The organism is Streptomyces sp. NPDC005533, assembly GCF_042871845.1.
GTDB lineage: Bacteria > Actinomycetota > Actinomycetes > Streptomycetales > Streptomycetaceae > Streptomyces.
In genome coordinates this window covers 1-12,658 of record NZ_JBIAJH010000079.1, presented here as the reverse complement: position 1 = coordinate 12,658, position 12,658 = coordinate 1, and the positions used below count along the sequence as shown (strand labels likewise).

10 protein-coding genes and 4 pseudogenes are annotated in these 12,658 nt (G+C 65.8%); 6 read left to right on the top strand and 8 right to left on the bottom strand.

What is annotated here, in order from left to right:
- The first annotated feature begins 383 nt into the window (after nucleotides 1-383).
- On the top strand, nucleotides 384-530 hold the full coding sequence (locus tag ACFYP3_RS35555) for a hypothetical protein (RefSeq protein ID WP_388842025.1): 147 nt from the start codon (nucleotides 384-386) through the stop codon (nucleotides 528-530).
- Between the two features lie 100 nt (nucleotides 531-630).
- Here ACFYP3_RS35555 and ACFYP3_RS35550 read toward each other — a convergent pair whose 3' ends face one another.
- The 5 genes and pseudogenes from ACFYP3_RS35550 to ACFYP3_RS35530 form a co-directional block, all read right to left on the bottom strand.
- A complete protein-coding gene (locus tag ACFYP3_RS35550) occupies nucleotides 631-2,163 on the bottom strand; it encodes an IS4 family transposase (protein ID WP_388842023.1) in 1,533 nt (510 codons plus the stop codon).
- Nucleotides 2,164-2,452: 289 nt separating this feature from the next.
- Nucleotides 2,453-2,674: pseudogene (locus tag ACFYP3_RS35545) on the bottom strand (DDE-type integrase/transposase/recombinase); the annotation flags it as partial.
- 219 nt (nucleotides 2,675-2,893) lie between these two features.
- A pseudogene (locus ACFYP3_RS35540) lies at nucleotides 2,894-3,208 on the bottom strand (IS6 family transposase); the annotation flags it as partial.
- A gap of 349 nt (nucleotides 3,209-3,557) precedes the next feature.
- On the bottom strand, nucleotides 3,558-4,502 hold the full coding sequence (locus tag ACFYP3_RS35535) for a ricin-type beta-trefoil lectin domain protein (RefSeq protein WP_388842021.1): 945 nt from the start codon (nucleotides 4,500-4,502) through the stop codon (nucleotides 3,558-3,560).
- Between the two features lie 45 nt (nucleotides 4,503-4,547).
- Entirely contained in the window at nucleotides 4,548-5,324 is a 777-nt protein-coding gene (locus ACFYP3_RS35530; protein ID WP_388842019.1) for a hypothetical protein, read from the bottom strand.
- Nucleotides 5,325-5,525: 201 nt separating this feature from the next.
- Here ACFYP3_RS35530 and ACFYP3_RS35525 point away from each other — a divergent pair, with 201 nt between their 5' ends.
- The gene (locus ACFYP3_RS35525; protein WP_388842017.1) at nucleotides 5,526-6,599 is read left to right on the top strand and encodes an IS701 family transposase; all 1,074 of its coding nucleotides are present in this window, start codon (nucleotides 5,526-5,528) and stop codon (nucleotides 6,597-6,599) included.
- Nucleotides 6,600-6,851: 252 nt separating this feature from the next.
- On the opposite strand, the gene ACFYP3_RS35520 is transcribed toward ACFYP3_RS35525, so the two are convergent.
- On the bottom strand, nucleotides 6,852-7,370 hold the full coding sequence (locus ACFYP3_RS35520) for a DDE-type integrase/transposase/recombinase (RefSeq protein ID WP_388842015.1): 519 nt from the start codon (nucleotides 7,368-7,370) through the stop codon (nucleotides 6,852-6,854).
- Between ACFYP3_RS35520 and ACFYP3_RS35515 the strand changes: the two genes are divergently transcribed.
- The gene (locus ACFYP3_RS35515) at nucleotides 7,311-8,966 is read left to right on the top strand and encodes an IS1182 family transposase (RefSeq protein WP_388842013.1); all 1,656 of its coding nucleotides are present in this window, start codon (nucleotides 7,311-7,313) and stop codon (nucleotides 8,964-8,966) included. The genes ACFYP3_RS35520 and ACFYP3_RS35515 overlap by 60 nt on opposite strands.
- Here ACFYP3_RS35515 and ACFYP3_RS35510 read toward each other — a convergent pair.
- Together ACFYP3_RS35510 and ACFYP3_RS35505 are read right to left on the bottom strand one after the other, a co-directional pair.
- Nucleotides 8,948-9,388 carry an IS3 family transposase gene (locus ACFYP3_RS35510; RefSeq protein ID WP_388842011.1) on the bottom strand — a complete coding sequence of 147 codons (441 nt, stop codon included), beginning with the start codon at nucleotides 9,386-9,388 and terminating at the stop codon, nucleotides 8,948-8,950. The genes ACFYP3_RS35515 and ACFYP3_RS35510 overlap by 19 nt on opposite strands.
- A 26-nt stretch (nucleotides 9,389-9,414) precedes the next feature.
- Complete coding sequence (locus tag ACFYP3_RS35505; RefSeq protein ID WP_388842009.1) at nucleotides 9,415-9,699, bottom strand: transposase; 285 nt, start codon at nucleotides 9,697-9,699, stop codon at nucleotides 9,415-9,417.
- A 466-nt stretch (nucleotides 9,700-10,165) separates the two neighbouring features.
- Between ACFYP3_RS35505 and ACFYP3_RS35500 the strand changes: the two genes are divergently transcribed.
- The 3 genes and pseudogenes from ACFYP3_RS35500 to ACFYP3_RS35490 form a co-directional block, all read left to right on the top strand.
- Nucleotides 10,166-11,287: an ISAs1 family transposase gene (locus ACFYP3_RS35500; RefSeq protein WP_388842007.1), complete on the top strand. Its 1,122-nt coding sequence runs from the start codon at nucleotides 10,166-10,168 to the stop codon at nucleotides 11,285-11,287.
- A 22-nt stretch (nucleotides 11,288-11,309) separates the two neighbouring features.
- Nucleotides 11,310-11,465 (top strand): annotated as a pseudogene (locus ACFYP3_RS35495) (transposase); the annotation flags it as partial.
- 7 nt (nucleotides 11,466-11,472) lie between these two features.
- Nucleotides 11,473-12,279: pseudogene (locus tag ACFYP3_RS35490) on the top strand (IS701 family transposase); the annotation flags it as partial.
- Nucleotides 12,280-12,658 lie beyond the last annotated feature (379 nt).

The following is a 12,658-nucleotide window of genomic DNA, read 5'->3' as shown; positions in this document are numbered from 1 at the left end:
GGCGCCCGCTTCCACAACGGCCACCTCACCGACCACCCCGAGACCACCGCAGCCTGAACAACCCCACCGATCCACAACTCTTGACTATTGCTCGGACGGTGGCCGTCCCCGACCATCACGCCGCGGAAGAGATAGCGCCCGTCTCCCGGACGGATCGGTGTTTGGCTGATCATCGGGCCATGGAACACCCGGTTTGACCTGCGGAAAAGCGCGATCCGAAGCCCTTCCCGCCGGGCGGGAGGCCATCACCAAGTCTTTACCGTGGGGCCCGCCAGGCGGGCCACCACAGCAGCCCGAGACAGTAAGCGGGCGCCGTGTGCACAGTGCGCGGCATGACGAACGAGCTGATCTACACAGACCCATGCCCGCTGTGCTCTCGAACAATGCGGCCCGAGTTCCGCAGCGTCGGCCGCTCCGCGCAGCAGGACCATCCGGCCCGCACCGACTTCCTCCGGTACCACTGCGACGGCTGCGAGGCCGCCTTCCCCCAGAAGTTCTACGCCGCGATGCGCGACCTGTACGAGAGCTGACGGCGGCCGTGCGAATGCTGCGCACCGACCACACGAGCACCGCTCGCCACGGCCCAGCCTCTCCCAGCTCACCGCACGCAGCAGCGAGCCCCAGCCCGTGTCACACCACAGGCCGACCGCCGAGGTTGTTAGCGGAAGTCGTAGTCCTCATCCATGCCGCTGGAGAGCCAAATCTCCTCGGCTCCAGCGAACGAGGGGTCCTCAGACTCAACACCGTTGCGTTTACGTCCGTGACCGGGTCGCGAGCCTCTACGCCAACCGAGTGGCGAACACCGCTTTCGTGATACTCCCCGAGTCCGTGCTCGAAGAACGTGACGGTGGTGTGGACGGTGTAGTTCTGGCTGGTCGTGGGGCGCTGTCCGGCGTTCGGTCCGTATTTGCTGGTGGGGTTCTTGCGGGTGCGGGCTTTGACGCGGTGCCGGTGGCGGGCGGGGTGCAGGGCGTCGAGGACGGCCCGGCCGATGGTGCCGACGAGGTCGGCGGGTCCTGGCGGTGGCAGGATGCCGGTCGCGGTGGTGACGGTGTCGGCGGCAGAGCTGAGCAGGACGGTGAAGCTGATGCGGTCCATGTCCAGGCCGGGCCGGGTGCAGGCGGTGTCGGCGGCAGCGCGGATCAAGGCCTGGTAGGCGGTGAGCAGGGCGTAGACCTCCTGGTCGAGGCCGGGCAGGCTGCGCGATCGCAGAACGCGCCCGTCGAGCATCGTGGCCTTGATCGAGAAGTACGTCGTCTCCGTCTGCCACCTTTCGTGATACAGGGTGATCAGTTCGGCGGCGGGGTAGCGCGTGGCGTCCAGGAGACTGGTCAGCAGGCGCCACTGCTCGCGACGCACAGTGCCGTCCGCCAGGGCGACGGTGACCTGGGCCTCGATGACGCGGACGGTCAGCAGGGCGGGCAGGGCACCGTAGCCGATCCGGGCCAGGTAAGAGCCGTCGGCAAGATGCCGGAAAGGGGTGGGGATGCGGCGGGCGGAGGAACGCACCAGGAACTGGGCGCCGGTGGCGTGGACGTCCCGGGCGAAGGTGTTCGCGTCGAATCCGGCATCGCCCAACAGGAGCATCGTGTGGTCCAGTGCACTTAACAGACGCTGGGCGTAGGTCAGTTCGCCGTCGCTCTCGGGGCCGAAGGCGGCGGCCAGGACGGCACGGGTGCCGCACTCGACCAGGACGACGAGCCGCAGCAGCGGGTAGCCGAACTCCAGATGGTCACCGGCCCGCTTCGCGGAACGCCAGGTGATCTGCGCCTCGTCCGGGATGCGCAGCAGGGTCCCGTCGACGGCCACGGTCCGCAAGCCCCGCCAGAATGCGCCGGCCTGTCCACGGTGGGCGACGGGCCCGGCCAGGATCTCGAACAGGCGCCTCAGCGGAGCAATGCCTATCCGCCGCCGGGCCCGCGACAGCGAGGAGACGGCCGGGTGCAGCAGCGGCAGCCCGGCCAGGCCGACGGTCAGCTTGCCCCACACCGCCCGGTAGGAGCAGTTCTCGAACAGGGCCAGCGCGAGGACGAAGTAGACCACCACCCTCGACGGCAGCAGCCGCAGCCGTTTCTCGCGGGTTCCGGTCTCCTCCAGCACCGCGTCCACCAGCTCGAAGTCCACGATCTGGGTCAACTCGCCCAGATGCCCGGGTGCATGCACGCCCCCGGCTGCCTCGATCGTCCGAGTGATGACAGACTTCTCCCGCAACGGGACTCCTGAGCTTGATCGACTTTCTTCGCCGATCGTTGATCCTCAAGGGTCCCGTTGTCTCATTCAACCCGTTGACCTGCGACGTCTCCCTCAAACGCAACAGTGTTGGCATGGCGATGTTGGCGGGGCCGTGTTCAGGCCGTGGCGGGTACGCCTGTGCTGCCGGTGATGTGGTTCCAGATGGTGAAGCGGATCATCATTTCGAGGCGGTGGCGGCCGGCGGTCATAGGTGTCGGCGGGGTCGGAAGTGGGGTGAGATCCCGGTGAACGCGGACAGGAACCGCTGGGCCGAGCCGGTGCTGCGGAAGCCTTTCATCGCGCGTTCGCGCTGTCTGGTCGGCTGGTGTGAGTTCTCCGCCCGGTTGTTCAAGCCCTTGTGGGAGCGGTGCTCGACCGAGGGCATGACCTCACGGTGCGCGGCACCGTAGGAGCGGAGCTTGTCGGTGACGATGACCCGGGGCACCTGCCCGGTGGTGGCAGGGCCGATTCAAAGTCGTGGCAAGCCGACTCGTCTCGTTGAGCCGGACACGCGGCCAAGTCGCCGTCTGTGCAGGTCAACGTTGCTTCGCTGCATGACGTTGCCTGACTGGGCATCAACTCGGCGTCGAGGGTGCGTCTGGGCTCAACGCCTTGACCTGCGACGATGCGGCCAGCCGGTGACTTTGAATTAGCCCTGCCCGGTGGTGGTGAGGAGCCGGCGGAAGAACCTCCTGGCCGCGGCCTTGTCACGCCGGCTCTGCACCAGGATGTCCAGCACGTTGCCGTCGGCATCCACGGCCCGCCCCAGGTACTTCCGCTCGCCGTTGATCTTGATGAACACCTCGTCGAGGTGCCACTTGTCACCCGGCTTCGGACGCCGCCGACGCAGGGCATTGGCGTAGCCCTGGCCGAACTTCAGGCACCAGCGCCGGACCGTCTCGTAGGACACGACGACGCCACGCTCCAGCATCAGCTCCTCTGCCTCCCGGAAGCTGAGCGGGAAACGGAAATACAGCCACACACAGTGCGCAATGATCTCCGCCGGGTAACGGTGGTTTCTGTACGACGGCGGTGTGGACGACACGGCCGGCTCCCCTCCCTGAAACAGCCAACCCGAAGATCATCCCACCCCGCCACCTACAACGTGACAGTGCCAGAGCGGCCCTTCGGGCCGGTGTCCTACGCTTCGCTCAGACGGGTTCGTTTCGCTCCGCACCCGAACAGGGTCACCTCCCAGGCTTCGCCTGGGAGGTGACCCTGTTTTACGGGGGTCCAGGCCTTCAGCTGTTGAGCGGGTCCGCTTTGCTCCGGCGTCCGCCGCCAGGGTTCCTTCCGGCTTCGCCTCCGCCCGACCTGAGTGCCGGTCAGCGAACGATTCCGCCTATGGGGGGGAAGGCCCAGGTAGTACTGGGCTGGACGGTGCATGTGTTGAGCTGCAGCCAGGTATTGTTAGTCGCTACGTTACCGGGCAGGTCGAGGCAGAGACCAGTCAGGTTGTGCTTCACAAGTCCATCGGCGCCGAGAGTCCAATCCTGCGAAGTGCTCCTGTAACCCCAGCAGGTCCCGATTGACACTTTGGTGCCCGGGGCCGTGCCACTTTCTGGCGTCAGGCACCGAGTTTCATCGCGCATGTTCCTGATTCTTCCATTTTCAAATGCCCATCTCTGCTCTAGGTTGCTTGCACCGGCACAGTCCATGATCCGCACTTTCCAATTGTTACCTACCCAATCACCATAGCCATCCACGCACTTCCCGCTGCCGATATGCTTAATTCTGCCCCAGTTCGGGAGGGTCCAATTTTGATATTCGCCATCATTACAAGGTGCGGCCACCAGCTGCGTCGAATTCACGTAAGGGTCTGCGGTGACCGTGCCGGGAGCGGGCTGCGGATATGAAATACATTTATCGATCACTGGATTATATAGTGCCCCGTTCGCCTGGGGTAGCCACTGCATGCTTGCTGCTTGGCAGTTATCCAGCCAGAGGAGGCCGTCTGCTCGCGCATTGACGCAACGCCCGCCACCTTCCCCCTCTTCTGTGAAGCCTCTGCGCAGCGTGCCGTCCTGATAAAAAGTGAATTCCTGTGCGTGAGTGGTCAAGTTGCACCCATAAAGTTGCACCTTGGTGCCCACGGTGTTTGTGTGGGCATCCATGCAGAAATCCAATCCCAACCCGATCTGGCCGGACAGCTCAATTGCCCCCACCGCCGCGTAGGCCGACGGGGCAGCCACGAACGGGGCCGCGGCCGACAACGCACACAGCATAGTTGCGCTCATTAACCTTCTAAACTTGCTCATCTCCACCTCCATGATCGGTGAACGTACGCCCATATTTGGCACGAGAATACCGCGCTCTCACACAAGAGGAGTGCTATTGTCGGAATAAAGTTTCTTCACCATATCCTTCTCGGCCGTGGTGGGGCGGAGAGGTGTGTAAGCAGGACAACTGATGCTATTTCGAGTAATGATTTCCGTCGTACCGGAAGCGTCAAAGATGCCGGCGTCCGCCCATGGCAACATAAGCTCACACTTATACGGAGCCTTGCTGTGGTCTAGCCCAAGAGCGTGGCCGATCTCATGCGAAATCATCATCTGCTGCTGCGCCGCCGTATAACCTTTACCGGCGTCAAATACTTGTTTATTGAGGAGGATCACCATCGGTAAGCCTCGGCCGCACGATTTCCCTGCCCAGACCTCAGGGCAATTCGTGACGGTTCTGAACAGTTTATTAACGGCCGCACTGGTATAATCGACCAGCGTTTCCCTCTTCATCTCCGATTGCGTTACCATCTTAAATCGTATTGCAGGGCCGTATAGCGTTTTTTTCCCGGCCGGGGTGTCCGTGTCCCTCTGACGGCCTTCCGCGAAAAGGGTGTTATTTCCGACTAAACTGTCACTCCAGCCGTTGAATGCAGCCACAATGGCAGTCTTCGTATCGGCACTGGCAGTCATCGGCACATTGTAGGTGATTCTCTTTCCTGCGAAATCCGGATCGAGAGGAGCCCGCCACATGTAGCTGCTTTTAAGAGCGGGGTCTGCTGCGGCAGGGCCAGCAGCTGCGGTGTACAGTCCACCCGTCAAAGCCAGCGCGGTGGCTGCCAGGGAAAGAAACTGTCTCGCCTTGGGTGTCATTTAATCTCCAGTAATATCGATTCGACCGTGGACGCCGGCTACCAGCAGTGAGGGCACCGTCCTGGAAAGCCGCTTCACCTAGAGAGCTTCCTGCAACCGCAACATGACGGCCAGGGCTAATTCATTGTCGTGTTGATCACGCTGCGTCGCAGGTACTACAGCCGTGAGTGTCTGTTGGGTGTGTGACGCGTTGGGCTGTTCGTGGGTACGGAGCGTGCGGTACAGGTGTGGTCGGGCTGGTTCGAGGAGTTCTTCGCCTCGGTGGCCTGGGTGTTCGGGCGGGTTGACCGGCGGCGGACGGCGGTGGCGTATCTGAAGGCGCTGATCGCGCCGGTAGAGCGGAAGAACGGCTGGCAGATCGCGGAATATGCCGGGCATGCGACGCTGGACCGGGTGCAGTGGTTCCTGTCCCGCTCGACGTGGCTTGCCGACCAGCTCCGGGACTGTGTGCGCTCGTTCGTCGTTGTTCATCTGGGGCGGCCGGACGGGGTGCTGGTCCTGGACGAGACGGCGTTTTTGAAGAAGGGCACCAAGTCGGCCGGGGTGGCCCGGCAGTGCGCCAGGATCACCGGGCAGATCGAGAACTGCCAGGTCATGGTGTTCTGCGCGTATGCCACCGGCACCGGCCGCGCGTTGATCGACCGGGAGGCCTACGTTTTGGCCGTCTGGACCCAGGACGCCGGGCGGTGCCGGGGCGCGAAGATCCCCCGGCCCCGGGCCAGGGAGGTGGTGACCAAGCCGGAGCTGGGCCGGCGCATGATCGAACGCTGCCGCCGGGCCGGGGTGCCGTTCGGCTGGGTGGCCGGCGACAGCCTCTACGGCCAGGACCGCAAACTCCGCGCCGCACTCGAGCGCCGACGCATCCCGTATGTGATGGCGGTCCCGGTGGACGAGACCATGGCGACACACGGCACCGGCCCGCTACGGGTCGACGCGCTGACCGCGGGCATCCCGCTGGTCTTCGAGCGCCGCTCCTGCGGCGCCGGGGCCAAGGGTGAGCGCCGCTACGACTGGGCCCTGGCCGAGGTCACCTGGCCCGGCGGCGCCGACGGCGGTCCCCGCCGCGGGTTCGTCCACCTGCTGCTGGTCCGCCGCTCCATCAGCGACCCGTCCCGGATCGCCTACTTCGCCGTCCACGCCCGCACCGGCACCCCCATCAGCGAGATCGTCCGTTCGTGGCCGGGGCGGGAAGCGTATCGGCCTGGCTCACCGGGCCGAATCCGACAGCAAGAGCCGCAGCCAACACCGAGACGCCAGCGAATTTCATTGTTTTAGCCACTGGCACTACAGCCGTGAGTGTCTGTTGGGTGTGTGACGCGTTGGTCTGAGGGGCCTCGCGTTTGCCGGACGGTGTTTTGACCGTCTATTTCACGCGGCTATGCGCATCTGCGTGTATTCGGCGTGTGCTTCTCGCGGAGGGCGATAGCCTATGGCCGAGTGTAGGCATCTGTGATTGTACCAGAGCTCGATATATTGGGTGATGTCCTGTCGTGCCGCCTCTCGGGTCAGGTACGCGACTCGGGAGACTCATTCGTTCTTCAGGGCGCCGAAGAAGGATTCGGCCATCGCGTTATCGAAGCAGATCCCGGTGCGGCCGGCGGACCTGCGTAGATTGAACAGTTTCAGGGTGTCGCCGAACTCGGCTGACATGTAGTTACTCCCGCGGTCCGAGCGGAATATCGCGTTCTTGGCAAGTTTACGGTTCCGGGCCGCACGGTGGATGGCTTGCGATATGAGGGGGGTTTGGTAGTGGTCGTCCATCGCGTAGCCGATTACTTCCTTCGTGCAGCAGTCGATGACGGTGGCGAGGTAGAGCCAGCCCTCGGCGGTTTTGACGTAGGTGATGACTCTCTTGCTGAATCGCCTGTGGGGTAGCAGCCGGGTCCGGGATGATCGTTGGTGCGGTCGTCTTGTCTGTCCCGGCCGCAGGGGGGTACTGCTGTGTCCATGCGGCCGATGGGGCTGCCGCCCGTCCCTGAGGAGACCATGAGGGTGGCGCGTGCCGCCTTCCCGGACGGCAGTCTGCCCATGCGGGTCCGTGACCACCTCGCCGAGGTCTTCGACGACTCACTGTTCACCGATGCCTTCCCCGGCCGTGGTGCCCCAGCCCAGTCTCCTGGGCTGTTGGCTCTGGTGACGGTCTTGCAGTTCGCCGAGAACCTCACCGACCGGCAGGCCGCGGACGCACTGCGAGACCGCCTGTCGTGGAAGTACGCGCTGGGTACGGAGCTGACCGCTATCGGCTTCGACTTCACCGCGCTGTCGAAGTTCCGGGCCCGCCTTGTCGGGCACGGCCTGGAACGCGTGGTCTTCGACCGCCTGGTCGAGCACTGCCGTGTCACCGGTCTGATCGGAGCCGGCGGGAAGCAGCGCAGCGACTCCACCCATGTCATCTCCGCGGTGCGTGACCTGAACCGGCTGGAACTGGCCGGCGAGAGCGTGCGCGCCGCGCTGGAGGCCCTCGCCCTCACGGCCCCGTCCTGGCTGACGGGTGCGGTGCCGGTGACGGAGTGGGAGGTGCGGTATGCGGCCCGGATCGATTCCTGGAAACTGCCGTCCTCCCAGGGCAAACGGGACCGGCTGGCCGAGGTCTACGGACAGGACGCCCACCTGCTGCTGCACGCGCTCCACGCGCCCGGTACCCCGGGGTGGCTACGCGAGATCGAGCCGGTACGGCTGTTGCGGCAGATCTTCCTGCAGACCTACTACGTTCATACCGACACACCCGGACGGGAGGTGGTCAGGAAGCGGGAGGCCGGGGTGGACGGCGTCCCGCCCGGCCATCTGCGGCTCGCCTCCCCCTACGACGCCGACGCACGCTGGTCGGCCAAGGCAGACGAGTTGTTCTGGTGCGGATACAAGGTCCACCTCACCGAAACATGTCATGCTCCCGCCAAAGCCGAAGCCGAAGCCGAGCGCGGGTTGCGGCTGGTCACCGACGTGCACACCACCCTGGCGACCGTCCCGGACGTCAAGGCCACCACACCGATCCAGCAGTCCCTGGCGGCGCGTGAGCTGAGCCCGGGCGAGCATTACCTGGACTCCGGCTACCCCTCCGCAGACCTGGTCGCGCAGGCGGCCGACCGGGGGATCACGATGGTCACCCCGCTGCTCGCCGACCATTCGCCCCAGGCCAGGGCCGCTGAGGGCTTCGACAAGAGCGCGTTCCGCATCGACTGGGCCGCCCGGCAGGTCCGCTGCCCCGAAGGGGCCACCAGCAGAGGCTGGTACCCCGTCACCCAGCACGGCCGCGACGCCATCGTGATCGACTTCGCCCGCGCCGACTGCCGTCCCTGCCCCTCCAACACCAAGTGCACCGCCTCCGGCCGGGGCACCCGAATGCTCACCCTGCGCCCCCGCGAGCTGCACGAACGAACCGCCGCAGCCCGCGCCGAACAGGCCACCGAGTCCTGGCGGAGCAAGTACGCCCTGCGGGCCGGCATCGAAGGCACCATCAACCAGGCCCTCGACATCACCGGGATCCGCCGAGCCCGCTACCGCGGCCTGCCCAAGACCACCCTCCAGCACGCCTTCTCCGCCACTGCGATCAACGTCGTCCGACTCGACGCCCACTGGACCCAGACCACCCCCGACCCCAGAACCAGCCGACTCACCCGACTCGCTCACCAACTCGCGCCCTGACCAACCGCGTCGGATTCAGCAACAGAGTCGGTGATGTCGCCGACGAGTTTCTCGCCGGGGGCGTCGGCGGTGAAGTTGCGGCCGACGAGGTCCGGCACCGGGCCGGCCGCGGCCCGGGTGAGTGACCACCGCTTCGGCCTCGGCTGACAGGGAACCAGGCCCAGGTCACGCATCAGCGAGCGGATCAACTCCAGGCCGGCCCTCACGCCCCAGCGGCCGAGCTGGGCGTGGATCCGGCGGTGGCCGTACGTGCTGTCGGAAATCTTGAATGCCTTCTTCACCAGCAGTTTGAGTTCTTCGCGCCGCCGAGCCATCGCCGAATCCGGACGTCCCAGCCATTCATAGTAGCCGGATGTAAAAACGCCGAGCAGATCACACATGAACGTGACGGGATACGCGTACTCCGCTGTGCCGAGTCGCATCGCCTCGATGAACTCGTACCTGCTCGCTACCGAGGATCCCTCGCGAAGTACGCTGCGGATTTTTTCAGGAACACATTCTCCATCTCCAGCTCGCGGATGCGGCGGTCCTGTTCCTTCAGCCGTGCTCGTTCGTCTGTGGAGAACGTGCCACCCTGTCGGCCATGCTCGCGCTCGTACCGGCGCACCCATGTCCGGAGCGTCTCGGGACTCACACCGATTTCCCTGGCGACCTCGGAAATGGACTTACTGGACTTCAGCGCCAGCTGGACCGCTTCCTCACGGAACTCTGGCGTGTACTTCGGACGTTTCACTGCTACTTCCTCGTTTCCTTACAAGACAACCCTATTGGGTCGCTGTCCGGAAACCTCGGGGCCCCTCATTGGGTGTTCGGGCGGGTTGACCGGCGGCGGATGGCGATGGCGTATGTGAAGGCGCTGATCGCGCCCATCGAGCGGAAGAACGGCTGGCAGATCGCGGAGCATGTCGGGCACGCGACGCCGGGCCGGGTGCAGTGGTTCTTGTCCCGCTCGACCTGGCTTGCCGACCAGCTCCGGGACTGTGTGCGCTCGTTCGTGGGGTCGCATCTGGGACCAGGGCTGATTCATAGTCCTGGCTGTGGGGAGAAGCGGCAGGTCACGCCGTGTGACGGACCTTCAGTATGGGCACGCCGGACACAACGAAGCTCCGATGATCAAGGGGACCTACCAAGTCACCCGACCGCCGGAGCTCCGATGTGCCGCCAGTCTGCCACTGTTTGTCTGACCAAGTCGCCCTCGCGTGAGCATCGTGAACTTTCCGGCATGGCGGCGCGGTTGGCGTGTCTGCCGGATCCGCGGGACAGGCCGGGGGCGCAGGCACGGTCTCGTCTCGGTGTTACTGACGGCGGCGTGCGCGGTCCTGGCGGGCGCCCGCTCCTACGTGGCGATCGGGCAGTGGGTCCGCCACGCACCCCAGGACACCCTCTACCACCTGGGATTTCATCCACATGGCCCCCTCGGGGTGCGCCGTCCGGCCTCGCCCTCGACCGTGCGTCGGGTGCTGATTCAGGTGTGTCCCGGCGGGCTCGCCGACCTCCTCGGGCACAACCCCGCCGGCACGGAATCGGTCGCGGTGGACGGCAAGAATGCACGAGGCTCAGGCACCGACAACGGCCCGGCCGCCCACCTGTTGTCCGCGGTCACGGCCGCCGGCCGCACCGTGAGCCAGATTCGCGTGCCGGACAAGACGAACGAGATCACCGCGTTCACCGCCCTGTTGGATCCGTTCGATCTGACCGGCACCCGGGTCACCGCTGACGCCCTCCACACCCAGCACGAACACGCGAAATGGCTGGTCGAGGCCAAGAACGCCCACTACCTGATGATCGTCAAGGGCAACCAGCCCAACCTCCACACGGCCATCAAGGCCCTGCCATGGAAGGAGGTGACCGCCCGCCGCTACGACCGTGCGCGGGGGCACGGCCGCCGCGAGACCCGCTCGGTTCGAACCCTCACCGTCACCGACCTCGGCCTGGACTTCCCCCACGTCGTCCAGGCAGTGAAGATCCTGCGGCACCGCACCGATGCGAAGACCGGGCGTGTCACCCGACAGACCGTCCACGCCATCACCGACATGACCGCACGCGAGGCATCACCACAGCTCATCGGCCGTATCGCCAGAGCTCATTGGGGCATCGAGGCCGTCCACCACGTCCGGGACACCACGTTCGCCGAGGACGCCTCCAAGATCCGCACCGGACACGGACCCGCGAACATGGCCACTTTACGGAACCTCGCGATCAGCACCCTCCGCGATGCCGGCCACCACCACATCGCCGCCGGACTCCGAGAGGTCTCCTACACACCCTTCACCCGCCCGCTCGACCTCCTCGGACTATCCCTGACCTGCGACGCAGCGTGATCAACACGACAATGAATTAGCCCTGCATCTGGGGCGGCCGGACGGGGTGCTGGTGCTGGACGAGACGGCGTTGTTGAAGAAGGGCGTGAAGTCGGCGGGGGTGGCCCGGCAGTACGCCGGGATCACCGGGCAGGTCGAGAACTGCCAGGTCATGGTGTTCTGCGCCTACGCCAGCCGACACCGGCCGTGCGTTGATGGACCGGGAGGCCTACGTTTTGGCCGTCTGGACCCAGGACGCCGGGCGGTGCCGGGAGGCGAGGATCCCCCGGTCCCGGGGGCGGGAGGTGGTGACCAAGCCGGAGCTGGGCCGGCGCATGATCGAGCGCTGCCGCCGGGCCGGGGTGCCGTTCGGCTGGGTGGCCGCCGACAGCCTCTACGGACAGGACCGCAAGCTCCGCGCGGCATTGGAGCGCCGACGTATCCCGTATGTGATGGCGGTGCCGGCGGACGAGACCGTGGTGACCCCCGGCTCCGGCCACCTGCGGGTGGATGCCCTGGCCGCGGGCACCCCGCTGGTCTTCGAGCGCCGCTCCTGCGGTGCCGGGGCCAAGGGTGAGCGCCGTTACGACTGGGCCCTGGCCGAGGTCACCTGGCCCGGCGGCGCTGACGGAGGCCCCCGTGGCGGCTTCGTCCACCTCCTGCTCGTGCGCCGCTCGGTCAGCGACCCGTCCAAAATCGCCTACTTCGCCGTCCACGCCCGCACCGGCACCCCCATCAGCGAGATCATCCGGGTGATGGGCCTGCGCTGGTCCATTGAGGACTGCTTCGAGACCGCCAAGTCCGACTGCGGCCTCGATCACTACGAGGTCCGCACCTGGGACGCCTGGATGCGCCACATCACCCTGTCGATGGCCGCCCTCGCCTTCCTGACCGTCACCGCCAGCCGCACCGGCACCACCGAGCCCGAGCAGCCGCCTCTGGCCCCGACCCCGCACGACGAACCGCCCACAGCACCTCAAAAAGGGGCAGCCGTCGGTTCGCTGGCCAACTGAGCATTTTCAGAGTGGCCCCTGATCGGGTGACACCGTGCCGTATTCGTCCAGCTCAGGCCGGTCTGAGGGGTCCAGCTGAAGGTCACTCTGAAAGGGCTCACTGATTCGCTACACCCCCGAAGAGATCCGCCGGCTTCTCAACCGCCTCGCCTGGCCCCCACCACACACCCCGGCCGCCCTCGTCATCACCCAGTCCCTCTGGCGCCGCACCCACCAGACCCGCGCCCGCCGAAGCCATCACGCCACCCGCGACCGAAGAGACCACACTCGCGACTCACGGCTGTAGTACCGGGCCGAGATGACCACCCGCTTCGCCGTCTGGGACCACATCACCGGCGTCACCACCCTGTGCCCGCGGCGGGCTGAACCAAGCCGCCCC